We start from the raw sequence: 23,197 nt of genomic DNA, 5'->3' as shown, positions 1-23,197 counted from the left end.
GCGCCTGGACGATCTCGGCTCCCAGCGCCCGTTGGTCCCCCCGCCGGCTCGCGTAGAAGGTCAGTTCCAGCCGGCCGGTCCGGGTGGCCTCGCTCACCGCGTGGGGATCGAACGAGACCTTTCCGCGGGTCGCCTGGCTGCCGTTCGGCGGATCGGTCCTGCCGGTCCACACCTCGTCCGGGTCCGCGTACGGCATCACCACGACGCCGGATCCGTCCAAAGCGGCAAACGCCCGGTCGAGCCGGTCGCAGTCGGTCTCGGGCGGCCAGCCGGCCCGCTCGGCCTCCAGGGCGGCCCACTCCGCCGAGACGCCATCGGCGATCAGCAGTCGCAGCGGCTCTTCGGCCAGGGCGTGGTCGACGACCGGCTCCCAAGAGCTGTACACCTCGTCGACGATCGCGGCCGCATCCCGATACCCGCCGCGGACCTCACCACGGACGTCGGCGCGTACCGCCCTGAGCAGCTCGTCGTCGAACAGCTCACGGACCTCCGGATGCACCCCGCCGAGATCGAACATGATCGGACTGTATAGGGCGTCACCGCGGGCAGGGGCACGCGCTGCTACACAGAGCGCAGCAGCGAACGGGGTGTCGATCGTGAACCGGAACGGCTTCTCAGACGACAGCGACTCACCGGTCTTGGCGTGGGCGCTGTTCAAGCGATTGAGCCGAAGGGTGAGGTGGTCTTGCGTTGCTACACGACGGTGGTGGTGCCGGATCGGCCAAAGCAGAAGACCCTGACCGCGTTTCCGCAGGTCAGGGTCTTCTCAAAGCCCGGCGAGGAGCTTTGTGGGCAGGGGCGGGGTCGAACCGCCGACCTTCCGCTTTTCAGGCGGACGCTCGTACCGACTGAGCTACCTGCCCAAGATGGGCCTTGCGGTCCTGACGGGACTTGAACCCGCGACCTCCGCCTTGACAGGGCGGCGAGCACTCCAACTGCTCCACAGGACCTGGTTTCGGGAAAAACCCGGTCGTGCCCCCAACGGGATTCGAACCCGTGCTACCGCCTTGAAAGGGCGGCGTCCTGGGCCGCTAGACGATGAGGGCGGCCCCGCAATCATCGCATACTCTGCGATGTTCGCGGTGTTGCTCCCATCCGGCCCCGCCGGAGGCATTCAGAGCATACGTGACCCCCACCGTATGCGCCAAATGGGTATCCCCTCCGGGCTCGGCGAACCAAAACCGCAGGTCATTGGGGTAGGGCCTCCAAGGTGAACTTGGCCTTCAGCTCGGGCAGCAGGGTCTTGTAGGCCGCGATCGTGGCCGAACGGTCGCCGCCGCCGTCGTGGGAAAGGATGATCGCGCCCGGCTTCGTGTTGTTCCTCACGGTCGCGATGATGTGGTTGGTCATCTGCTGGCCCTTCCACTTCTGGAGGTTCCAGTCGAACGGGTCGACCGTCCAGCCGATCGAGACCATCCCCAGCTCGGTCGCCACCTGAACGGCCGCGGGGGTGAAGTTGCCGCCGGGGTGGCGGAAGTACTTGATCGGGACGTCCGGCACGGCCTTGTGGATCTCGTCGTTGGTGCGCTGGAGGTCGGCCCGGATCTTGTCGGCGGACTTCTTGCCGAGCGAGGTGTCGTGCTTCCAGGTGTGGTTGCACAGCGTGTGGCCGTCGCGGACGATCTCCTGCACGTACTGCGGGTACTCCTGCACGTTGACCCCGATCACGCAGAACGTGGCCTTGATGCCCTGCTCCCGCAGCATCGCCAGCAGGCGCGGGGTCTCCGGGCCTGGGCCGTCGTCGAAGGTCAACGCGACCGCGGCCGTGCCCGTCGTCCGGTGGATGCCGTCGGCGGGGGGCCCTGACGACGACGCCGAGGCAGCGGGCGAGGCGGACGTCGACGGGGACGCGGAAGCCGATGCCGAGGCGGAAGGCGCCGGAGACGACGGGTTGTCGCCGATCGGGTGCGCGACCGGCAGCCCGCCGCTCTCACCGGGCGCGGCGCCGGTGGCCGGCCCGCCGCCGGCGGCGTGCCACTGCGCCTCCGGGGCGCTGCTGGCGCAGCCGGCCAGGGCCAGGGCTGCGGCGGTGATCAGCGCTCCTAGAAATCGACGCATGGCAGGACTCCGATACGAGGGGACGGCGAGTGACGTTGGCACACGCTAATGAGTCCGGAGCCCAAGGAACCTCCCGCGTTCGAGGCGTGGCACGAAGCCGGGAGTACCACGTAAAGGAACTTTTACACAGATGAACGGTTCGATGGGGAGGTGAGGATCACCAAGGCGTCCGTCAAGGTACCCGGTCGTAGGACCCCTTCCGGCAATGCGGAGTCATCCCATCCGCGGCCGCCGGCGGCCAGCACGACGGGGCGCGCCCGCTCGGCCAGCACGGCCGACAGCTGTGCGGGGTCGGCGGTCGACGGCAGGTGCGACCACACCAGGACCGCGGCCGGGCCGGTGCGCCGGACGGCGGCGATCAGCGCTGCCGGCGGTACACGAGCGCCCAGAACCCGAGCGGGAACCCCACGGGACGCCAGTGCGGCCGCCAGCGCCTCGATCGGCAGGCTGTGCTGCTCCTCGTCCGCGCACGCCAGCAGCGTCTCCACCGGGACGTCCACGGAAGGCCGGGGCACCGCGCCCAGCACGGCCGAGATGCAGCCCGACAGCAGGTGCTCGACCTCGACGTAGGCGCCGGTGGCCGCGTACCGCTCGCCGACCCCGACCAGCACGGGCGCCAGCACGGCGTCCCACGCGGCGACGACACCGAGGTCCTGCACCGAGTGCGTGACCCGCTGGCGCACGGCCGGGGCGTCGAGCCGCATGGCGGCCCGGAGCAGGCCCCGGACCAGCGAGTCGGCATCGATCTCCGCTGCTGACGGCAACGGCGTCAGCGGCAGCTGGTTGGCCCAGCGCGCCGCCTCGCTCGGTGCGACGCCCTCGAAGATCAGCCGCTGCATGGCCTGGAGCCGCTCGATGTCCTGCTCGGTGTACCGCCGATGGTGGCCGGGCTCGTGCAGCGACGGCCCCATGCCGTACCGCTGGTGCCAGGTCCGCAGCGTGGTCACCGCGACGCCGAGCCGCCGGGCCACCGCCCCGGCCGAGTAGGCGGCGGCTGCGCTCATCTCGCCGACGACCGCCAGGCGTCGACGACCCCGGCCAGCCAGGGCGCGTAGAACTCGGGGAACCGGACCAGCCGCTCGCTGAGCTCGTCGGGCGCGACCCACTCGACCGCGGCCACCTCGGCCGGGTCGACGGCGGGCGGCGCGCCCGTGAACGAGCCGACGAGCACGTGGTCGTACTCGAACTCGACGCGGCCGGAGTCCGGGTCGCCGGCCTGGTAGAGGTACACGCCGACCTCGCACAGCGGCCCGGTCGTCACGCCCAGCTCCTCCGCGAGCCGGCGGCCGGCGGCGTCGGCGACGGCCTCCCCGGGGCCGGGGTGGCCGCAGCAGGCGTTGGCCCAGCGCAGCGCGAACCGGGTCTTGGCCGCGGCCCGCTGCTGGAGCAGCAGCCGCCCGTCGGGCGCGACGAGCAGCACCGAGAAGGCCCGGTGCAGCCGGCCCGGCGCGCGGTGCGCCTCGTCGACGGTGGTCTCCCCGATCGCCGTGCCGTCGGTGCCGACCAGCTCGACCAGGTGTTGCTCCCGAGTGTTCACGACGCTCCCGTAATGCGCTGCGCGGCAAGGCGGCCGGAGATGAGGACCATCGGCACGCCGACGCCGGGCTGGGTGCCCGAGCCGGCGAAGACCACGTTGGACAGTGTGGGGTGGACGTTGCCGGGCCGGAAGGGGCCGGTCTGCCGCAAGGTGTGCGCCGCGGCGAACGGAGTGCCCGCGGCCATGCCCTGATCGGCCCAGTCCGCCGGGGTCACGAACCTCGAGACCTCGATGGCGTCGCCGAATCCGCGGTACCCCCGCTGCTCCAGCGTCGCGATGAGCTCGCTCCGATACGTGCCGGCCAGCGAGCCGCGCCAGTCGAGCAGCGGGGCGGTCAGGTTGGGGGTCGGCGCGAGCACGTAGTAGGTGTGGCGGCCCTCCGGCGCGAGCGACGGATCGCTGCGGGTCGGGTTGGTGACCAGCAGCGACGGGTCACTCATCAGCCGGCCCCGGTCGATCACCTCGTCGAACGTCTCCCGCCACGACCGGCCGAAGTGGATGTTGTGGTGGGCGATTCCACCGTACCCCTGGCGCGACCCGACATGCAGGACCACGCACGACGGCGAGTACCGCAGGCGCCGGCGCAGCGGACCGGTCGGCAGCAGGTCGTAGGCGACGGGCAGGTCCGGGTTGAGCACGACGGCGTCGGCCGGGAACCGCCGCCCGTCGGTGGTGACGACGCCGGACGCGCGGCCGTGGGCGACCTCGACCCGCTCGGCGGTCGCGCCATAGTGGATCGAGACGCCGTGCTTGGTGGCGACGTCGGCCAGCGCCCGCGAGACGGCATGGATGCCGCCGCGCGGGAAGTAGACGCCGGCCACCGAGTCGAGGTACGCGATCACCGCGTAGAGGGCGAGGGCCTGGTGCGGCGCGACCCCGGCGTACATCGCCTGGAACGAGAAGATCCGGCGGGTCCGGGGGTCACGGAAGAACGAGTCCACCTTGGGCTGGAGCCGGCCGAACCCGCCCAACCGGATCAGCCGCCACAGGCCGGCCGTTACCAGGTCGCGCGGGGAGTCGAGGTTGCGGTCGATGAAGTCGGCCCGCTCCAGGGCCCACAGCTCCCGCGCGTACTCGACGAACCGCAGGTAGCCGTCGGCCTCGCGGGACCCGCAGACGCGCGCGACCTCGCCGGCCATGCGGGCCGTGTCGGCGATGACGTCGAGGGTGGAGCCGTCGGGGAAGTGGGCGCGGTACGCCGGGTCGAGGCGGCTCAGGGTCAGCCACGCCGGCAGGTCCTCGCCGACGGTGCCGAGCAGCTCCTCCAGCAGCGACGGCATGGTCAGCACGGTCGGCCCGGTGTCGAACTCGTAGCCGTCGACGGAGAGTTTCCCGGCCCGGCCGCCCGGGTAGTCCAGGCGCTCCAGCAGCGTCACCTCGCGGCCGGCGGCCGCCAGCCGGATCGCGGCGGCGAGCCCGCCCAGCCCGGCGCCCACCACGACGACGCGATCCGTCGGTCCCGGCACGGTTCGCATGGCGGCCTCCTGGGTTTTTCGCCTCGCTCAGATCGAAAGCGTAGCGTAGGCTCGAAGTTGCGTCGATTGGTGCGTCGATTCTGGAGGCCTTGATGGAGCCACTGACCGCCTCCTACGAGCGGTGTCGCGCGCTCCACCGGCACCACGGTCGCACGTACTACCTGGCCACCAAGCTCCTGCCCGCCTGGAAGCGGCGGCACGTGCACGCGCTCTACGGTTTCACGCGGTATGCGGACGAGATCGTCGACCGCACCGCGGCGCTGACCCCGCAGCAGCGCGCGGCCGAGCTCGCCGCGTGGTCGGCAGCGTTCGTCGCCGGCCTGCGCGGCCGGCCGACCGACGATCCGCTGCTGCCCGCGGTGCTGCACACCATCCAGGTCTTCGACATCGACCTGGAGGACTTCCGCAAGTTCCTCGACAGCATGGCGATGGACCTGACCGTCACGTCGTACGCGACCTATGACGACCTGCTCGGCTACATGGAGGGCTCGGCCGCGGTCATCGGCACGATGATGCTGCCGATCCTGGAGTCCGCCGACCGGGCGGCCGCCCGGGAGCCCGCCCGCCAGCTCGGCCTGGCGTTCCAGCTGACGAACTTCATCCGCGACGTCGGCGAGGACCTGTCGCGCGGGCGGGTCTACCTGCCCCAGGAGGACCTCGACCGGTTCGGTGTCACGCACACGGACCTGCGCGCGGCCCTCACGGCGCGGACGAGCTCCACCGCGATCAAGGAGCTGATCCGGTACCAGGTGGGCCGCGCACGGCAGCACTACGCGGCGGCGGCGCCCGGGATCCCGATGCTCGCGCCGTCGTCGCAGTCGTGCATGTGGGCGGCCTTCCGGCTGTACGGCGGGATCCTCGACGAGGTCGAGGCGCAGGACTGCGACGTCTTCGTGCGGCGGGCCACGGTGCCCCGCCGGCGCCGGTTCGCCGTGGCGCTGTCCTGCCTGCTGGCCCGCCCCACCGTCGCCGCACCTTCCACGTCGGCCGAGCTCCCCCACCAGCGGGAGGCGCTGCTCGACCTGCGGAGCACGGCCGTATGAGGGTCGCGGTCGTCCTGTTCACCCGGGACCTGCGGATCCACGACAACCCGGCGTTGTCGGCCGCAGCCCGGACCTTCGACCGCGTCGTCCCGCTCTTCGTGCACGACCCCGCCCTGCCCGCGCCCCGGTTCCTGGCGTCCGCCCTCGCCGACCTCCAGTCGTCCCTGCGCCGCCTGGGGGCCGACCTGGTCGAGCGGCGCGGCGCCCCGGCGGAGGAGGCGGTCAAGGTCGCCCGCGCGGTCGGCGCCGAGGGCCTGGGTCTGGCCGACGACGTCAGCCGGTATGCCCGGACCCGGCTGGCCCGCCTGGCGGACGCCTGCGCCGCCGAGCGGATCGCCCTGAAGACCTTCCCGGGCGTGACCGTCGTACCGCCGGGCACGCTCCGCCCGTCCGGCGGCGGCGAGCACTACAAGGTCTTCACGCCGTACTGGCGGGCCTGGCAGGCGGCACAGCTGCGCGACGTGGAGCCCGCGCCGCGCGCCCTCCGGCTCCCCGACGACCTGCCGGCGTCCTGGACCCGGGACCGCGCCGTCTCCGGCCCGGCCGGCGAGACCGCGGCCCGCCGCCGGCTGACCTCGTGGCTGCGCCACGCCGACGACTACGCGGAGATCCACGACGATCTGGCCGCCGACCGTACCTCCCGGCTGAGCCCGTACCTGCACTACGGCTGCCTGTCCCCGCGCGAGGTGGTGTCGCGCACCTCCGTCGAGCCCTTCGTGCGGCAACTGTGCTGGCGTGACTTCTACCACCAGGTACTGGCGTCGTTCCCGGACCTGCGCCGTCGTGCGTACCGCCCGGGTGCCCCGGACTCGTGGAAGGACGACCGCGCGGCGTTCGAGGCCTGGAAGGCGGGCCAGACCGGGGTCCCGATCGTGGACGCGGGGATGCGGCAGCTGCTGGCGGAGGGCTGGATGCACAACCGGGCCCGCCTGATCACGGCGTCGTACCTGACGAAGCATCTGGGCGTGGACTGGCGCCCGGGCGCCGACCACTTCTACGACCTGCTGCTGGACGGCGACGTAGCCAACAACTACGGCAACTGGCAGTGGGTGGCGGGCACCGGCAACGACACGAAGCCGTACCGCCGCTTCAACCCGATCCGCCAGGCGGAGCGCTACGACCCGTCGGGCGACTACGTCCGCCGCTACGTCCCGGAGCTGGCCGACCTGGATGGCAAGCAGATCCACCAGCCCTGGCTGGTGCCGGGCACGCGCAAGTACCCGGCACCACTGACCCAGCCGTAGAAACGCCTACTTCGGCTGGGTCACCTGGCCGCGGAGGGAGATGGCCTGGAGGAAGATGTCGCCGATCTTGGCCGGGTCCGGGGCGACGAAGGTGCCGCCGCCGATCGCGTCCGTGATCTGGCGCATCTGGGCCTCGCCCACCTTGTCGCCGATGCCGATCAGGATCACCTGGACCGGCTTGGCCGGGTCGGCGGTCTTCTTCAGCTCGGCGATCAGCTGCTCCAGGGACAGGCCACCCGCCGGGTCGTCGTTCTCGCCGTCCGTCATGACGATCAGCGAGTTGACGCGGCCGCTGTCCCAGCCCTGCTGGACGGCCTTGTAGCCGGCCAGGATCGTGTCGTAGAGGGCCGTGTCACCGGTCTTCTTCGGGGTGATGGTCTGCAGCGCCTGGAGGCAGGCCGTGCGCTGGCTGACCAGCGGGCCGATCGGGACCAGCTGCTTGTAGTCCTTGGCCCCGTCGAGCTGGGTGGAGAAGATCCACACGCCCAGGGCCCAGGAGTCGTCGAAGAGGTTCATGCCCGTGCGGGCGGCCTGCAGGGTCACCTGCATGCGGGTCGCGTTGCCCGCGGTGGGGACGGTCTCCAGCATCGAGCCGGAGACGTCGATGACGGCGAGCATGCGGGCCGGCAGCGTGATCGCCTGCCACTTCTGTTGCAGGGCCTCGACGGCCGCGCCGTCCGGGAGCTGACCGGCGGCCAGCGTGCCGGGTGCGTTGGTCGGGGTCTGGAAGCCCTTGCCGGGGGCTCCGTCGGCGCCGCGCAGGCCGATCGCGCCGAGCTTGTCGCGGAACGACTGGGACTCCAGGGACTTCAGCAGCTCGGTGGCGACCGGGGCGCGCTCGCTGTTGAGCACCACGTACGGGTAGTCGAGCGAACCCGCGGAGGGCTCCGCGTAGACCGCGGCGAGGCGGACCGGGGGCTGCTGGGCGTTGTACTGGATGATCGTCTGCTCGGACAGCGGCGCGACCGACAGGCCGCCGCTCAGCGCGGTGGCGTCGCTGCCGCGCGGGAACTTCTGGAGCAGGTCGGCCTTGAGCGACGAGCGGCCGGCGGCGAGCCCGCGCAGCGCGGCGGTCGCGATCTGGGTCGCCTGGGTCTGGTTGCCACCGCCGGCGGTCTGGGCGGCCGCGGCCATCGTGAGCAGCGCGGCGAGGCCGGTCGAGTCGCGGCTGGGGTCGACGATGCCGACCTTGATCTTCTGGTCGGTGGAGACCTTCTTGATCAGGTCGACGTAGCTGAGCTTCGCCTGCGGCCAGCCGAAGGTGGTCGCGATCGGCTCGGGCATGGCCAGCACGACCGGGCTGCGGGCGATCGACTTGGCCTCGCCCTTGACGGCCTGCGGGTTGGCGGTCTTGAGCCGCAGCAGCCACAGCGACGAGTCGGGCACCCAGACGTCGGGGATGCGGGTCTTGCCGTTGGCCTGGCCGACGCCGGTCAGCGACTTCTGCGACTTCGCGGCGACGGCGGCGGCGATGTCCGCCGGGTCGGCCTCGAAGACCTCCACGTCGACGCAGTTGCCGTCGAGCTTGGCCTGGGCCGACCAGTCGGCCGCCTGCGCCTTCAGCGCGGGGACGATGTCGGCGGGCGCGCCGATGGTGAGCTTCGCGGCGTTTCCGCAGGACGGCTCCGAGTACTTCTGGAACGCATACCAGCTGCCGGCGAGGACGACGAGCACGGCGACGGCGGCGCCGCCCATCTTGAGCGCTCCGCCTGACGACCCCGCTGAGCGGTGGCGACCTTTCACGGCTCTATTCCTCCGGACCGGCGGCCTCGCGGGCCTTGTACCTTCGGTTGAAAATCACTGACGGTACGCATCCCAACAAACGAACGCCTAATCTACAAGGCGCCGAAGAATCGTAGTTAAACGAACACGCCTCGCAATCGAGGCCGGACAAACCGCCGCAAGCAGGCATTCCAGTCGGACTTAAATCTGACCTAATCGATCTCTAGGGTGCCGGACCGATCACCCATGGTGACAACTAACGGTCGGTGATCGGAGACGGGCAGCTGCGGGCTGGCCACGCCGACCACCCGGGGCAGGCGCTCGAACCCGTGGCGGTCGGCCAGCACGTGGTCGAACTGCACGCGCGGGGCCGGTGACGGGTAGGTCGGCACGCCCGCCAGCCGGCGCCAGCCGGAGAACAGCCGGGGCAGGCCGCCGGGCAGGTTCAGGTCGGCGAGCAACACGCGCGGTGCGGGCATGCGGCGCAGCGCCCGGCGGACGAGGCGCAGCTGCCGGACGTTCCACCCGGGCACGAACGAGAGGTGCGTAGTGGCAATTGTCACCCGCCCGACCGGCGTCTCGACCACGGCGGCGATGAGGACCCGCGGCTCGTCGTCGAGCAGCATCATGCGCGCCTTCGGTCCCGGGATCAGGATCGGCGCCCGCAGCGGCGCCGGGGGCAGCCTGGTGATCCGCCACTCGGTGACCGGGAAGCGGCTCACCAGCGCCACGCCGTAGTGCGGTTCGCCGCCGTCCTGGTCGTCATCGGTCGCGATCCGGAAACCCAGGCCCGGCGTGCCCACCACGGCCGGCACGAAGAGCATCGCGGCCGCCCCCATCGCGTCGGCGGCGATCCGGGCCAGATCGGCGTGGCCGCTGCGCTGCTGCCCGCGGTCGACCTCCTGCAGCCCGAGCACGTCGGCGTCGAGCTCCTCGATCGCGGCGCGCACCCGGCCGGCGTCGACCAGGCCGTCGGTGAGGGAGCGTCCGTTCATGAGGTTGAACGTGCCGAGCCGCATACCTCATTGTCGGCGCCGCGGCCTGCCCGCCGCCGCCTCCGCGATCATCCCGGTCCGGGACAACAATTTGCACTCGTAGTGCCTTTTCTTGGCTCGCGGTCTTCCCCGGACCGCGTCTCACGAGCGAGTATCGGTGCCATGACGAACACTGGGATGAGCCGGGTCGCGATCGTCACCGGCGCCGCCCGCGGCATCGGTGCCGGCACCGCCGTCCGCCTCGCCGCCGACGGTCATGCCGTCGCCGTGCTGGATCTCGACGAGCACGCCTGCAAGGACACGGTCGAGCGGATCGCCGCCGCCGGCGGGCGGGCGCTCGCCGTCGGCGCCGACGTGTCGGACGCCGACCAGGTCGCGCGGGCCGTCGACCGCGTCGCCGAGGAGCTCGGCCCGCCGGTCGTGCTGGTCAACAACGCCGGGGTCATCCGCGACAACCTGCTGTTCAAGATGACCGACGCCGACTGGGACACGGTCATCGGCGTGCACCTGCGCGGGGCGTTCCTGATGAGCCGGGCCGCCCAGGCCCACATGACGGCGGCGAAGTTCGGCCGCATCGTCAACCTCTCGTCGTCCTCGGCGCTGGGCAACCGCGGCCAGGCGAACTACTCCGCCGCCAAGGCCGGCCTCCAGGGCTTCACCAAGACGCTCGCGATCGAGCTCGGGCCGTTCGGCGTCACCGCCAACGCCGTGGCGCCCGGCTTCATCGTCACCGACATGACCGCCGCGACCGCGGCCCGCATGAAGGTCGACTTCGAGACGTTCCAGCAGGCCTCCGCCGAGCGCATCCCGGTCCGCCGCGTCGGCACTCCCGAGGACATCGCCCACACGATCTCGTTCCTCGTCAGCGACGGCGCCGGGTTCGTGTCCGGCCAGGTGATCTACGTGGCCGGCGGGCCACTCGACTGAATCGGGGACAGCGTTGAATCCAGCAGCACTCGCGCGGGACTTCGTCCGCGCGCACGACCCCGCCACGACCGACCGCCTGGAGTTCCTGCGGGCCCGCTTCGACGCCGGCCTGGCCTGGGTGCAGTTCCCGCCCGGGCTCGGCGGCCTGGGCCTGCCCCGCGAGCGGCAAACCGAGGTCGAGGCGGTCCTCGCCGAGGCCGGCGCGCCGGACAACAACCCGCGGCGGATCGGCATCGGGCTCGGCATGGCCGCGCCGACCATCCTGCGGCACGGCACCGACGAGCAGCACCGGCGCTGGCTGCGGCCGCTGTGGACCGGTGAGGAGGTGTGGTGCCAGCTGTTCAGCGAGCCGGGCGCCGGCTCCGACCTGGCCGGGCTGGCCACCCGCGCCGTGCGCGACGGTGACGACTGGGTGGTGAGCGGCCAGAAGGTCTGGACCTCGATGGCCCACGAGGCCCGCTGGGCCATCCTCATCGCCCGGACGGATCCGGCGGTACCGAAGCATCAGGGCATCACCTACTTCGTGCTCGACATGACCGCGCCCGGCGTCGAGGTGCGGCCGCTGCGCCAGATCACCGGCGAGGCCGAGTTCAACGAGGTGTTCCTCACCGACGTGCGGATCCCCGACGCCGACCGGCTCGGCGCCGTCGGTGAGGGCTGGCTGATCGCGCAGACCACGCTCATGAACGAGCGGGTGGCGATCGGCGGCGCCGCCGTGCCCCGCGAGGGCGGCGTGATCGGCGTCGTCGCCGACCTGTGGCGGCAGCGCCCCTCGTTGCGGTCGCCCGGCCTGCACGACCAGCTCATGCGGCTGTGGGTCGACGCCGAGGCGGCGCGGCTCACCGGCACCCGGCTGCGCCAGCAGCTGGCGGCCGGCCAGCCCGGGCCGGAAGGCTCCGCGGCGAAGCTGCTGTTCGCCCGGCTCAACCAGGAGATCTCGCTGCTCGAGCTGGAGATGCTGGGCGAGGAGGGCCTGCGCCACGACGAGTGGACGATGCACCGGCCGACCGTCGTGGACTTCGCCGGGCGGACCGCGGGCTACCGGTACCTGCGCGCCAAGGGCAACTCGATCGAGGGCGGCACCTCGGAGATCCTGCGCAACATCGTCGCCGAGCGGGTGCTCGGCCTGCCGGCCGAGCCGCGGGCCGACAAGGACGTCGCCTGGAAGGACGTGCCGAAGTGACCGACCTGCTCTACACCGACGTCGAGGACGAACTGCGCTCCTCGGTCCGCTCCCTGCTCGCCGACCGCGTCGACCTGACGCGGCTCGAGGAGCCGGACTTCGTCGACCTGAAGCTGTGGCGGACCCTCGCCGTCGACCTCGGGTTCGCCGGGCTGCCGGTGCCGGAGTCCGCGGGCGGCGCCGGCGCCAGCTGGCGGGAGACGGCGGTCGTGCTGGAGGAGCTCGGGCGGGCGGTCGCCCCGGTGCCGTTCCTGGGCAGCTCGGTGCTCGCCACCGCGGCCCTGCTCGGCACCGGCGACCCGCTGCTCGACGCGCTCGCGGCCGGCAGCCGCACCGCGACGCTGGCCGTGCCGCTGTCGGCATCCGGCCTCGTACCGTCTGTGGCCCTGGTCGACGGCGCCCTGACCGGCACCGTCACCAGCGTCGTCGATGCGGCCGCGGCCGACGTGCTGCTCGTGCCGACCGCTTCCGCGTTGTATGCGGTCGAGGCCGCCCACGTGGCCCGGACGCCGGTCGTGTCGTTCGACCTGACCCGCCCGCTGTCCGACATCGTCCTGGACGGCGCGCCGGGCCGCCGGGTCGGCGACGCGTCGCTCGTCGACCGGGCGCTGCTGGTCGGGGCGGCGATGCTGGCGTCGGAGCAGCTGGGCGTGGCCGAGTGGTGCCTGACCACCACGGTCGAGTACGTGAAGACGCGCCGCCAGTTCGCCCGCGCCATCGGCTCGTACCAGGCGGTCAAGCACCGGCTCGCCGACCTCTGGGTGCAGGTGACGCAGGCGCGCGCGGTGGCCCGCTACGCCGCGGACTGCCTGGCGAACGACGACGCGGACCTCCCGGTGGCGGCGGCGCTGGCCCAGGCGTTCTGCTCGCCGGTCGCGGTCAAGGCGGCCGAGGAGTGCGTCCAGCTGCACGGCGGGATCGGCTTCACGTGGGAGCATCCGGCGCACTGGTACCTCAAGCGCGCCCGCGCCAACGCGACGTCCTTCGGCACCGCGACACAGCACCGAGCCCGCCTGGCGGACCTGGTGGACCTTCCGATGTCCTAGAGGAGCAGCCGGACGAGGGCCTCGGCCACGCAGACGGGCTTGTCGGCGCCCTCGCGCTCGATCGTCACGCGGTTCTTCAGCTGCAGCCAGCCCTCGCCGAGATCGTCGGCGACCAGGATCTCGACGCCGGCCCGGATGCGTGAACCGACCGGGACCGGCGCCGGGAACCGGACCTTGTCCAGGCCGTAGTTGATGCCCATCCGCACGCCCTCGACCTTGTACACCTCGGACACCAGGCCCGGCAGCAGCGACAGGGTCAGGTAGCCGTGGGCGATGGTCGTGCCGAACGGGCCGGCCGCGGCGCGCTCGGGGTCGACGTGGATCCACTGGTGGTCGTCGGTGGCGTCGGCGAAGAGGTTGACCCGCTCCTGGGCGACCTCGCGCCAGTCGCTGTAGCCGAGGTGTTCACCGACCGCGGCCAGCAGTTCGCCGGCACTCGCAAACGTCCGCATGGCCTCGATCCTGCACAGCGGGTGCAATATCCGTCAACGGGTCCGCGCTGTGGAGAAAGCAACGGCCGGCTCCCCTGTGCTGGGGAGCCGGCCGCCTTCGTGATGCTTTACGAGCGGTTGAACCAACTGTTGACGGTCACGTTCGACCGCACGATGGTCGTGCCGGGTACCGCCGGTGTGACGACCGACGTCGTCACCGTGCCGGTGCCGGGCAACAGGCCCTTCACCGTCACCGTGTACGAGGTCGTGGCGCCGGGCACCGGGTCGGTGCTGACGATGTACAGATCCTCGGTCGGCAGCGTGTTGAGGGGCAGGCCCTCACCGCCGGTGCCGCTGATGTTCTCCGCGCCGACCACCAGGTCCTGCCCGGCGGGCAGGGTGGAGACGCTCGCGAAGTCGTAGGAGAACGCGATGTCCTGCACGCCGTTGACGCCGATCCAGACCTGGAAGCGGCGCTGGTTGGCCGTGCCGAAATCGTTGACCCGCCACTCGACGACGATCCAGTCGCTCACGCCGTCGGTCAGGACGCCGATGAAGATGCCGGGAGCGCCGGTACCGTCAAGGTCCGTCCAGAACGGCGCGAGCACGTTGTTCGGCTTCGCCGGGTCCGGGATCGGGGTGATGTTGCAGCAGTTGTTGTTCTCGTTGCTGTCGTCGTCACCCGGGATGATGTACCCGTTCGAGTCGATCGTCAGTGCGCCGTAGTCGATCCCGTTGTACTTGTACGACGGGACGTTGAACGTGAGCATCTGCTCGTCCCCGATGGCCGTCGGCGCGATGCCGAAGATGTCCAGCGGGATGTAGCCGGCGATGGTGCCCGACTCCAGTGACGGCGTGCCCGGGACGGCACCGGCGAGCGGTGCGCCCTTCTTCTCGGCCTTCAACGGGTTGACGACCTTGGCGCCGTTCGCACCGACGATCGGCAGGTTGAGCGTCGACGTGGTGCTGAAGTCGGCGGTCGTGTCGTTGAAGGTCTGGTTGGTCGCCGAGACGGTGCAGACGCTGTTGTGCAGCAGGTTCACCGAGGCCGGCGTGCAGGTCTGGGTCACCTTGATGTCGCCCTGCTTGGGCACGAAGGCCACCGGCAGGTGCAGCGTGGGCAGACCGTTGCTGGTCGGCTTGAGGCGGACCTCACCGAAGTACTGGCCCTCGGCCGCGCTGGACTTGATGGTGATCGAGATCTGCTGGGTCCTGCCGGGCGCGAGGGAGAAGATCGCCGGCGACGCGGTGATGCTGGAGCCGGCCGGTGAGGTCGTCTCCACGCGGTACACCTGCGTCTTGTTGGTGACGTTCTTCGCCGTGCGGATCGTGGTGAGCTTGCCCGGCATGACCGGGGCGTTCACCGACGGCAGGTTGATGTGCACCGCATTGACCGGGTCGTTGCCCAGCGAGAACATCCGGTCGGCCGTCTCGTCGAAGGTGAGACCGGGGTTCGCGGCGAGGTTGACCTGGACGCGACCGGCGCCCATGTCGAACGGGTCGGCCTGGGTCGAGCCGTTCTCCTTGACGACCTTGGTGGTCGCGGTCGTCATCAGCGCCGACTTGATCTGACCCGGGGTGAAGGCCGGGTTGGCTGCCTTCTCCAGGATCGCCGAGCCGGCGATGTGCGGCGACGACATGGACGTGCCGGCGATGGCCATGAAGTACTCGCCGGCGGGCCCGAGGCTCGGGTCGTCCGGCGTCGGCGTGTTGCCGGCCAGGATCTGCGCGCCGGGCGCGGTGATGTCCGGCTTGATGAAGTTGCCGCCGGGGCCGCGCGACGAGAACGACGTCATCGCGTCACCGGTGCCGATGACCTTCTCGCCCTGCGTGAACTTCGCCGTGATGCCCGGGTGGGCCGCGACGTAGTTCAGGAACGCGGTGCCGTTGGCGAGGTGCACCGTCGGCAGCCAGTGGTTGTCGCTGAGCGCGTCCGCCGCCGGGTTGTTGTAGAGGATCATGCCGGCCGCGCCGCCCTGCTTGACGTTGAAGCCCTTCATGATCCGGCCCGGGCTGCGCTGGCACGCCACGATCTTGCCGACGAACAGGCCCGGCGGGGCCGGGTTGTTGCAGGTCGGGTCGCTGTACGGCGCCGCGGAGCTCATGACGACCGGAAGCGGGCTGCTGATGCCGGTGGTGATCGAGACGCCCGTGAAGCTCGCCTGCGTGCCGTCGCTGGAGGCGACGGTCAGGGTCGACTGGAACGAGCGCTTCTGGGTGGAAGCGGCCACGGTGGTGACCCACGGCGAGAGGTGGTCCGCCGTGGAGGCACCGGGGCCCGCGTTGCCGGCCGAGGCGGCGACGAAGACGCCGGCCTTGTAGGCGTCGAAGAACGCCAGCTCCACGACGTCGGTGTACGGGCTCGCGCCACCCGAGATCGAGAAGTTGATGACGTTGACGCCGTCCTTGATCGCCTGGGCGACCGCGGCGGCCGAGTCGGTGCTGTAGCAGCCGGTGGCGCCACAGACCTTGTACACCGAGACCCACGCGCCGGGGGCGACACCGTTGATCGGGCCGCGCTCGACGTTGAAGACCTTCGCCGAGGCGACCGCGTTGCCGGCGGCCGTCGACGCGGTGTGGGTGCCATGGCCGTCGGAGTCGCGGGCGGTGTACCCGTAGACCTCCACCGGCTGCAGGGCGTTGTAGGTGTCGAGGAAGCCCTTGCCACCGATCAGCTTCTTGTTGCAGACGAACGGGTCGCTGGCGGGGGTCAGGGGGTTGTCGCCGAAGTCGCAGGCACGCGCGGTGCCGTCGGCCTTGGCGGGCGGCGCGCCGAGGTTGCCGTTGTCGGTGAACGACGGGTGCTCCGGCCAGACACCGCTGTCGAGCGAGCCGAAGATGACACCCTTGCCGGCGTTGGGCTTGCCGCCGAGCTGGGGGTACACCTGGTCCGCGCCGATGAAGGCGGTGCTGGAGTCGGTCTGCGGAGCGCGCGCCGCGTCGGACTGGACCGCCACGACGTTGTCGATCGTCAGGATGGCGCCGATCTTGTTGGCCGGCACCGTCATCGCGATACCGCCGTAGACGGTGCGCAACCGCTGGCCGACCTTGGCGTCCGGAACCTGCTTGCGCAGGTCCGCGAGGAACTTGTCCTCAATTCCTGCGATTCGGCTTTCGTACCGTTGCTCCGCCGCGCTTCCGGAAAGGGCCTTTCCGGTGACGGACGGGCTGGTCGCCTCATACCCGGCGATTTCGCCGGCGTAGGTGGCGGTCGAGTCGTAGTCGAGCTTTACCGCAATGGCCACGCGGGTGGTGTCGGTGCGGTTCAGCAGGGCGGGGTCGGTTTTGGCCATTCGACTGGTCGGCGACTTGGACGCCGTCGTCTGCTTGGCTGCCTTGAGGCTCTCGACCAGTGACAGACTGCCGGCCGGGATCGGTGCTGCCTGGCTCGGAGTGGTCGAGACGATCACGAGCAGTGGCGGAACGAGTGCGGACGCCACAACGGCGCGCACCCATCTCCGTCGACTCATCCATGCCCCCTCTCGTGGACGGGATGACGGGCGGCATATCTCAGACCCTCAATGCGCCCGGGAACAAGGCATCAACATGCCAGCTTTTTGACCCTCTGGAAAGAGGGCATCACTCTACGAAAACACCCACACAGCGGGGTGTAGGGGAATGTCGAGGGTAATGGCACGCAACTATCCGTTACATCAACAAATAGTGATGTCCGAGTCGTCCGATGTTCCACGAAAAACACCCCTGCGCGGTGCGCAGGGGTGTTTTGCGGTGGTCAATCTCAGTTGTCGTCGTGCGGTGGCGGGTTGATGACCGCGGTCTGGTCGGGGTCGCCGGGTTCGCCGGGGCCGGGTCGCTGGGCGGGGACCTGGATCTGGGAGTCGCGGCCGGTCTCGGCGGGCTTGGGGGTCGTCCGCGCGGGCTTCGAGCCGGTCAGCGTCGCCGGCGGCGGCGTGGTCACCGTGGGGACGACCATGGTCGGGGCGTCGGTGACGCCAGGGATCGGGACGGGGATCGGGGCCGTCATCGCCGTCTCGGCAGCGCGGCGGGAAGCCTCCTCGGCCGCCGCCTCCTCCTCGGCCGCGCGGCGGGTCTCGGCCTCGGCGCGGCGGGTCTCGGCGGCCGCGCGGACGTGCTCCGAGACCGTGGGCGCGGCCAGCTCCATGCGGCCGAGCCAGCCCTCCCAGCGCTGCTGCATCGGGCGGACCAGGCCGCCGCCGAGGCCGACGATCAGGATGCCGGCGACCGTGGCCAGGACCGCGATCAGGACCGGGGTGGTCACCGTGGTGGCGATGCCGATCTGGTTGAGGGCGGCGATCACGCCGAGGCCGAGGATGAACCAGTAGGCCAGGGTCGCGAGCAGGCGGCCGTACGGGAGTGCACCCAGCGCCGAGAGGGCCAGGTCGCGCACGGCCGCCGCGATGGCCGCCGCCACGACCACGATCACGATCGCGACCACGGCGAGCGGGAGCCAGGCGACGATGCGCTCGATGAGGGTCGAGACCGGGTTCGGTCCCCAGACCCCGAACGCGATCTGGAGCGTGACGAGCAGGATCGCGTAGTAGATCAGCTTGGCCAGCAGGTCGCTGGCGTCGAGCCGGCCCCGGGCCAGCGCGCGGCCGACGCCGCCGCGCTCGACGAGCCGGTCGAACCCGATGCGGGGCAGCAGCTTGTGCACCGCGGTGCGGACGGCCACCGCGACAAGCCAGCCGACCAGCAGGATGACGACGAACAGCAGGAACGACGGCACGAACCGCACGACGTCGCCCAGCGCGTCGCGGACAGCACCCATGACGGGTCTCCTCCCCGAGGTTGGTACCTGGGGACTTGCCCGTATCGACGCCGCCCTAATCGGGTGTCGATCGGTGCGATCGAAACCCGTCAGTCGTCCATGCCCGCGAGGCCGCGCGGACTCTCGGGCTCGCGGGCGTGCTCAGGGCCGCCGGCCAGCTGTTCGGCGAGCGTGACGCTGCGATGCTCCTCGGCGAAGTCGCCCAGGTCGTCGACGTCGAAGCCCGGGAACGGGTCGGCCACGCGGAGGTCGGGCTCGGTCATGGATCCAGTGATACCCCCTCGGCGCTGGGTATCACCCCAAACATGACCAAACCAGTGAGCGGTGTGCTGTTTGATGTTGACGGGACGCTCGTCGACAGCGTCTACCTGCACGTGGTGTCGTGGTGGCAGGCGTTCCGCCAGCACGGCCACGACGTCGAGGCGGCCCGCATCCACCGGGCGATCGGCATGGGGCCGGACCGGATCCTCGGACACCTGCTCGGTGCGGACCGGGACGAGCGCGCCGACGACGGGCTGCGGGCGGCGCACAGCAGCCTCTACGCGGCGTACTGGGCGCGGCTGCGGCCGTTGCCCGGGGCGCGGCGGCTGCTCGAGCGGTGCCGCGCGCGGGGGCTGCGGAGCGTGCTGTGCACGTCGGCGTCGAAGGCCGAGCTGGGTGCGCTGCTGGCCTGCCTCGACGCGGACCCGCTGATCGACACCGTGACCAGCGCCGACGACGCGGGGGAGAGCAAGCCCGCGCCGGACATCGTCGAGGTGGCGCTGAAGCGGTCCGGGCTGTCGGCCGACGAGGTCGTGTTCGTCGGCGACTCGGTGTGGGACGTGCAGGCGGCCGGGCACCTGGCGATCCCGTGCATCGGGCTGACCAGCGGCGGGGTCAGCGCGGCGGAGCTGCTCGACCACGGCGCGGCGACCGTCTACGAGCACCCGCAGGATCTGTGCGACCACCTCGACGAGGCGCTGACGACGGCCTTCCGGGTCGCGTTGAGCCACACCTGACGAACGGGCCGGGGCGGGCGGCGCCTGTGGCAGCGCGACGCCCGCATGCCCTTGGCACGACGGCGATGGCAGGGAGGGCCGTCACGGCCCGACCGGTGTCTGGCGGGAGCGACGGTCGTGCGTTGCACGGACCCGAGCCATAAGAGTTCGGAAGGTCAGCCGCCGAGCACGTTGCCGAGGAGTCCGCCGCCGCTGCTGGCCTGCTGGGGCGCCGGGCGGCCCTCGCTGGGCTGCACGATCACGAAGCCCTGGCCGGACAGCGCGAGCTGAAAGAGCTCGCCGGAGCCGCCGCGCAGCATCGACTTGAGGCTCTGGTTCTTCTGGATCGTCGTCTGGAGGCTGCTCGACCAGCCCACGACGGCGTCCGTGTCGACCAGGACCGGCATCTGCGGGGTCACCGGGATGACGATCGGGGCGCCCTCGGAGACGATCGCCAGGCGGCCCTGGCCGGTGAAGACGCAGTTGAAGAGGCCGCCGCCGAACATGCCGGCGCCGCGGACCATCTGGATGTCGTACCGCAGGCTCGGGTCGAAGCAGAGCACGTTGCGGCCGTTGATCGACAGGGCGTCGTTGCCCTCGAGGTCAAGGATGAAGCAGTCGGCGGCGCCCGAGGCGAACCACACCTCGCCCTGACCGCGCACGGCCATGAGGGACACGCCCTCGCCGGTCACCGCGCGCTTGAGGAAGTTGCCGACGCCCTGGCTCTTCACCTCGAACTGGAGGTTGCCCCGGAACGCGACCATCGCGCCCTGGCGGGCGTGCATTTCGCCGTTGACGGCGTACTTGACGCACTTCGAGTGCTGCAGGCTCATGCCTGCCTGGGTCGGGGGCTGGGCCATATTCTCGGCCTTGAAAATGTCACCACGCACGATTCGCAGCGTAGCGAACGGCAAAGGGCCGCCCGCGCCCCCGCGGCCGGCCCTGTTACCAAACTATGATCAGCCGCCGAGCAGGCCGCCCAGCACGCCGCCCTGTTGCTGCTGGCCGCCGCTGGCGGCGCCCGGCGGGGGCTCCTCGGAGGGCTGCACGACGACGAAGCCCTGGCCGGCGAAGCTCATCGTGAACGCCTCACCCGTGCTGCGGCCGAGCAGCGTGCCCAGGCCGAGCTGGTCGGCGCGGTGGTAGCCGGTCTGCAGGCTGGCCGACCAGCAGATGGCGGCCTGCGGGTCGACGTAGGTCGGCTGGTCGACGCTCAGCACGACCGGGGTGCCCTTCGTGGTGATCGCGAGGCGCCCGTGGCCGGTGAACACGCAGTTGAACAGGCCGGCCGACGACATCATGCCCATGCCCTGGACCATCTTGATGTCGTACTGCAGGGACGCGTCGAACGCGAGCACGTTGGCGCCGTTGATCGAGATCGCGTCGCCCGGCTCGAGGTCGATGAGGTGCACGTCGGCGGCGCGGTCGGCGAAGAACACGTCGCCCCGGCCGGAGCACTTCATCAGCGGGACGCCCTCGCCGGTCAGCTTCGACTTGAGCCACTTGCCCATGCCGCCGGAGCCGAGCGCCTGGAACTGGACCTGGCCCTGGTAGGCCACCATCGTGCCGGTGCGGGCCATGATCTCGCCGTTGAGCTCGGCCTTGAGCATCTTGGAGTTCTGCAACCGCAGCCCGGGCTGTTGCGACTCCTTCTCCATGTTTTCGGCGGCAAACAGCGCACTGCGCATTGCGAAATCCCTTCGAAGACGTTCGTGACCGCACCGCGCACGGTAGTTGCTCGGCGCAACCCGGACCATCCCTCGGTCGGCTTTCAGCCCCAGCCCAGGGCATGGAGGCGGGCGTCGTCGATGCCGAAGTGGTGTGCGATCTCGTGCACGACCGTGATCGCCACCTCGTCGACGACGTCGTCCTCATCGTCACAGATAGCGAGGATCGGATTACGGTAGATCGAGATCCGGTCGGGCAGCACGCCCCCGTAGTCCCAGCCGCGCTCGGTCAGCGCGTATCCCTCGTAGAGCCCCAGCAGGTCCGGCTCCCCGGCCGGCGGGTCGTCGACCACCAGGATGACCACGTTGTCCATGAGATCGAGCAGCTCCTGGGGTACCTCATCGAGCGCATCCCCGACGAGTTCCTCGAACCGCTCCTTGCTCATCGTCACCGGCATGCGAAGAGGGTCCCCTACTGCGGGGACCCTCTCAACTTGCGCCGCGTGAGTGAGCGCGGCGGCCGTCTGGGACGGCCGCCTGAAAATGCAAGTTCTGGTCAGACCAGCTGCGCGTCGAGGGTGATCTCGACGGCGGCGAGGGCCTTGGAGATCGGGCAGCCGGCCTTGGCGTCCTGGGCCTGCTTCTCGAACTCGGCGGCGTCGATGCCGGGCACGTCGCCGCGGGTGGTCAGGTCGATGCGGGTGATGGCGAAGCCGCCCTCCACCGGGCCGAAGTGCACGGCCGCGGAGGTCTCCACCGAGGTCGGCGTGAAGCCGGCCTTGGCCAGGCCGTTGGACAGGGCCATCGAGTAGCAGGCCGCGTGCGCCGCCGCCACCAGCTCCTCGGGGTTGGTGCCCTGGCCTTCCTCGAAACGGGACGGGAACGAGTAGGAGCCCTGGAACGTGCCCGAACCGGTGGCGACCGTGCCGGAGCCGGACCGGAGGTCGCCCTCCCAGCGGGCGGATGAAACGCGAGTTGGCATGAACCAGACGCTAGCCCATCCCGTGTCCCCGGTGGGATGAGCTGGTCACATCGGTGAGGAGCAAGTTGATGCCGCGCAAACTGGTGCACATCGGCGGGTTGCTGGGCGCTTTCGGCCTGGCGACGGGCGCGTTGTCGGTCGTCACACCGTGGACGGCGGCCGGCGTCGTGATCCTCAACATCAAGGGCGGGGTGTGGTACGTCCTGCTGCTGTTCACGCTGGTCGCGCTGCTCGGCACGGCGGCCCTCGGGACCGGGCTCGGGCGGCGGGTGGCGGGCCTCAGCGGGCCGATCCTGTCGCTCGCGACCGCCGCGCTCATAGTGGGACTCATCACCACCGTCGAAGCCTGGGGAAGCGTGGCGGGCGGGGGCTGGCTGGCACTGGCGTCGATGCCACTGCTCGGGTTCGCCTGTGGTCTGATCGCCATCGGACGCGTCTAGTATTCGCCGTATGACTGAGGCGCCTTCGCAGCAGCGACCCGGTCCGGTCGCGCTCTCGCTGCTCGCGGTCGGGTTCGGGCTGGCTCTGGCCGCGCAGTATCTCCCGTGGAGCTCGGTCGATACGGGCGTCACGTCCGACGCCGAGGACGTCGTGACGACGAGCGCCCGCTCCCGCGTGCCGGCGACCCTCGACATCGCCCTGGCCAGCCTCAATACCGCACACGTGGTGGCCTACCTGGCGACGCTCGTGCTGGCGCTCGGCGCGATCGCGGTCGTGCTGACGACCACCGACGTGGTGCGGCGGGTCGCGACCGCGGGGGCGGCCGGCCTGCTCGCCGGCAACGTGCTCGTGCTCGGTGGGTTCAAGTCGGCGATCGACGCGCTCGGGCAGAGCTCGTTCACGATGTACACGCTGCCCGAGGACGCGGTCAGCGTCGGGATGGGCTACCCGCTGGCGATCGCCGCGACGCTGCTGCTCCTGGCCGGCGTCGTGGTCGCGGTGCGCGGCCCGATCCTGCGGTACCGGATCGGTCGCCGCAGCGATCTCGACGAGGCGGTCGACGGTGAGCCGCTCGACCTGACCGTCACCCCGGCGCCGCCCAGCCACTTCCAGTGAGCTGATTGTGGTTGGGGCCTATCGGCTCTGAACCCGGTCCAGCTGATTTGGTTGGGGCCTATCGGCTCTGAACCCGGTCCAGCTGATTTGGTTGGGGCCTATCG

At 70.9% G+C, this 23,197-nt stretch carries 22 protein-coding genes, 3 tRNA genes and 1 pseudogene; 8 read left to right on the top strand and 18 right to left on the bottom strand.

The features are described 5' to 3' along the window. From ABZS66_RS18595 to crtI, 8 genes are all read right to left on the bottom strand, one after another. A partial coding sequence (locus tag ABZS66_RS18595; protein WP_354759102.1) for a hypothetical protein occupies window positions 1-517 on the bottom strand: 517 nt, incomplete at its 3' end. Between the two features lie 272 nt (window positions 518-789). Next, window positions 790-863: transfer RNA gene (locus tag ABZS66_RS18590), tRNA-Phe, on the bottom strand. Window positions 864-876: 13 nt separating this feature from the next. Next, window positions 877-950 (bottom strand) — tRNA-Asp (locus tag ABZS66_RS18585). Between the two features lie 23 nt (window positions 951-973). Further along, window positions 974-1,046 (bottom strand) — tRNA-Glu (locus tag ABZS66_RS18580). A 142-nt stretch (window positions 1,047-1,188) separates the two neighbouring features. After that, window positions 1,189-2,058: a polysaccharide deacetylase family protein gene (locus ABZS66_RS18575; protein ID WP_354759100.1), complete on the bottom strand. Its 870-nt coding sequence runs from the start codon at window positions 2,056-2,058 to the stop codon at window positions 1,189-1,191. A 122-nt stretch (window positions 2,059-2,180) separates the two neighbouring features. Beyond that, window positions 2,181-3,062: a MerR family transcriptional regulator gene (locus ABZS66_RS18570; protein ID WP_354759098.1), complete on the bottom strand. Its 882-nt coding sequence runs from the start codon at window positions 3,060-3,062 to the stop codon at window positions 2,181-2,183. Further along, window positions 3,059-3,595 carry an isopentenyl-diphosphate Delta-isomerase gene (gene idi / locus ABZS66_RS18565; RefSeq protein WP_354759096.1) on the bottom strand — a complete coding sequence of 179 codons (537 nt, stop codon included), beginning with the start codon at window positions 3,593-3,595 and terminating at the stop codon, window positions 3,059-3,061. The genes ABZS66_RS18570 and idi overlap by 4 nt, the downstream gene beginning before the upstream one ends. Further along, on the bottom strand, window positions 3,592-5,070 hold the full coding sequence (crtI, locus tag ABZS66_RS18560) for a phytoene desaturase family protein (protein ID WP_354759094.1): 1,479 nt from the start codon (window positions 5,068-5,070) through the stop codon (window positions 3,592-3,594). Before crtI ends, idi begins: the two co-directional genes overlap by 4 nt. Window positions 5,071-5,159: 89 nt before the next feature. Here crtI and ABZS66_RS18555 point away from each other — a divergent pair, with 89 nt between their 5' ends. Both ABZS66_RS18555 and ABZS66_RS18550 read left to right on the top strand, forming a co-directional pair. Beyond that, window positions 5,160-6,113 carry a phytoene/squalene synthase family protein gene (locus ABZS66_RS18555; RefSeq protein ID WP_354759092.1) on the top strand — a complete coding sequence of 318 codons (954 nt, stop codon included), beginning with the start codon at window positions 5,160-5,162 and terminating at the stop codon, window positions 6,111-6,113. Further along, entirely contained in the window at window positions 6,110-7,357 is a 1,248-nt protein-coding gene (locus tag ABZS66_RS18550; RefSeq protein WP_354759090.1) for a deoxyribodipyrimidine photo-lyase, read from the top strand. Before ABZS66_RS18555 ends, ABZS66_RS18550 begins: the two co-directional genes overlap by 4 nt. A 6-nt stretch (window positions 7,358-7,363) precedes the next feature. Here the strand turns inward: ABZS66_RS18550 and ABZS66_RS18545 are convergent, their stop codons facing one another. Together ABZS66_RS18545 and ABZS66_RS18540 are read right to left on the bottom strand one after the other, a co-directional pair. Next, window positions 7,364-9,052 carry a VWA domain-containing protein gene (locus tag ABZS66_RS18545; protein WP_354759088.1) on the bottom strand — a complete coding sequence of 563 codons (1,689 nt, stop codon included), beginning with the start codon at window positions 9,050-9,052 and terminating at the stop codon, window positions 7,364-7,366. Between the two features lie 239 nt (window positions 9,053-9,291). Beyond that, the gene (locus tag ABZS66_RS18540; protein WP_354759086.1) at window positions 9,292-10,098 is read right to left on the bottom strand and encodes an endonuclease/exonuclease/phosphatase family protein; all 807 of its coding nucleotides are present in this window, start codon (window positions 10,096-10,098) and stop codon (window positions 9,292-9,294) included. 153 nt (window positions 10,099-10,251) lie between these two features. Here ABZS66_RS18540 and fabG point away from each other — a divergent pair, with 153 nt between their 5' ends. Genes fabG through ABZS66_RS18525 form a run of 3 tightly spaced genes read left to right on the top strand, consistent with a single transcriptional unit; the run spans window position 10,252 to window position 13,230 of the window. Continuing rightward, a complete protein-coding gene (gene fabG, locus ABZS66_RS18535) occupies window positions 10,252-11,001 on the top strand; it encodes a 3-oxoacyl-ACP reductase FabG (protein ID WP_354759105.1) in 750 nt (249 codons plus the stop codon). Between the two features lie 13 nt (window positions 11,002-11,014). Beyond that, a complete protein-coding gene (locus ABZS66_RS18530) occupies window positions 11,015-12,184 on the top strand; it encodes an acyl-CoA dehydrogenase family protein (protein ID WP_354759084.1) in 1,170 nt (389 codons plus the stop codon). Continuing rightward, window positions 12,181-13,230, top strand: a complete 1,050-nt coding sequence (locus tag ABZS66_RS18525) for an acyl-CoA dehydrogenase family protein (protein WP_354759082.1) — start codon at window positions 12,181-12,183, stop codon at window positions 13,228-13,230. The genes ABZS66_RS18530 and ABZS66_RS18525 overlap by 4 nt, the downstream gene beginning before the upstream one ends. Here the strand turns inward: ABZS66_RS18525 and ABZS66_RS18520 are convergent. The 4 genes and pseudogenes from ABZS66_RS18520 to ABZS66_RS18505 form a co-directional block, all read right to left on the bottom strand. Beyond that, complete coding sequence (locus ABZS66_RS18520) at window positions 13,227-13,682, bottom strand: MaoC family dehydratase (RefSeq protein ID WP_354759080.1); 456 nt, start codon at window positions 13,680-13,682, stop codon at window positions 13,227-13,229. The genes ABZS66_RS18525 and ABZS66_RS18520 overlap by 4 nt on opposite strands. A gap of 107 nt (window positions 13,683-13,789) precedes the next feature. Further along, entirely contained in the window at window positions 13,790-17,113 is a 3,324-nt protein-coding gene (locus ABZS66_RS18515; RefSeq protein WP_354759078.1) for a S8 family serine peptidase, read from the bottom strand. 668 nt (window positions 17,114-17,781) lie between these two features. Beyond that, window positions 17,782-18,411 (bottom strand): annotated as a pseudogene (locus ABZS66_RS18510) (hypothetical protein); the annotation flags it as partial. A gap of 89 nt (window positions 18,412-18,500) precedes the next feature. Continuing rightward, on the bottom strand, window positions 18,501-18,674 hold the full coding sequence (locus ABZS66_RS18505) for a hypothetical protein (RefSeq protein WP_238009276.1): 174 nt from the start codon (window positions 18,672-18,674) through the stop codon (window positions 18,501-18,503). Window positions 18,675-18,716: 42 nt separating this feature from the next. Here ABZS66_RS18505 and ABZS66_RS18500 point away from each other — a divergent pair, with 42 nt between their 5' ends. Then, window positions 18,717-19,409 (top strand): HAD family hydrolase, encoded by a 693-nt coding sequence (locus tag ABZS66_RS18500; protein ID WP_354759076.1) that lies wholly within the window; start codon window positions 18,717-18,719, stop codon window positions 19,407-19,409. 155 nt (window positions 19,410-19,564) lie between these two features. Here the strand turns inward: ABZS66_RS18500 and ABZS66_RS18495 are convergent, their stop codons facing one another. The 4 genes from ABZS66_RS18495 to ABZS66_RS18480 all read right to left on the bottom strand — a co-directional run bounded on the left by ABZS66_RS18495 (window position 19,565) and on the right by ABZS66_RS18480 (window position 22,037). After that, window positions 19,565-20,278, bottom strand: a complete 714-nt coding sequence (locus tag ABZS66_RS18495) for an AIM24 family protein (RefSeq protein ID WP_354759074.1) — start codon at window positions 20,276-20,278, stop codon at window positions 19,565-19,567. A 69-nt stretch (window positions 20,279-20,347) separates the two neighbouring features. Next, on the bottom strand, window positions 20,348-21,076 hold the full coding sequence (locus ABZS66_RS18490) for an AIM24 family protein (protein ID WP_354759072.1): 729 nt from the start codon (window positions 21,074-21,076) through the stop codon (window positions 20,348-20,350). Window positions 21,077-21,159: 83 nt separating this feature from the next. Further along, complete coding sequence (locus tag ABZS66_RS18485; RefSeq protein ID WP_354759104.1) at window positions 21,160-21,507, bottom strand: metallopeptidase family protein; 348 nt, start codon at window positions 21,505-21,507, stop codon at window positions 21,160-21,162. A gap of 104 nt (window positions 21,508-21,611) precedes the next feature. Continuing rightward, a complete protein-coding gene (locus ABZS66_RS18480) occupies window positions 21,612-22,037 on the bottom strand; it encodes an OsmC family protein (protein ID WP_354759070.1) in 426 nt (141 codons plus the stop codon). Window positions 22,038-22,105: 68 nt separating this feature from the next. Between ABZS66_RS18480 and ABZS66_RS18475 the strand changes: the two genes are divergently transcribed. Next, window positions 22,106-22,477: a hypothetical protein gene (locus ABZS66_RS18475; RefSeq protein WP_354759068.1), complete on the top strand. Its 372-nt coding sequence runs from the start codon at window positions 22,106-22,108 to the stop codon at window positions 22,475-22,477. Window positions 22,478-22,487: 10 nt separating this feature from the next. Beyond that, on the top strand, window positions 22,488-23,093 hold the full coding sequence (locus tag ABZS66_RS18470; RefSeq protein WP_354759066.1) for a hypothetical protein: 606 nt from the start codon (window positions 22,488-22,490) through the stop codon (window positions 23,091-23,093). Window positions 23,094-23,197 lie beyond the last annotated feature (104 nt).

The sequence above is a fragment of the Dactylosporangium sp. NPDC005572 genome, from assembly GCF_040605515.1.
In the GTDB taxonomy this organism is placed as follows: Bacteria; Actinomycetota; Actinomycetes; order Mycobacteriales; family Micromonosporaceae; genus Dactylosporangium.
Note: the sequence above shows the minus strand (reverse complement) of the source record. Positions and strands in the feature narration are given on the sequence as shown.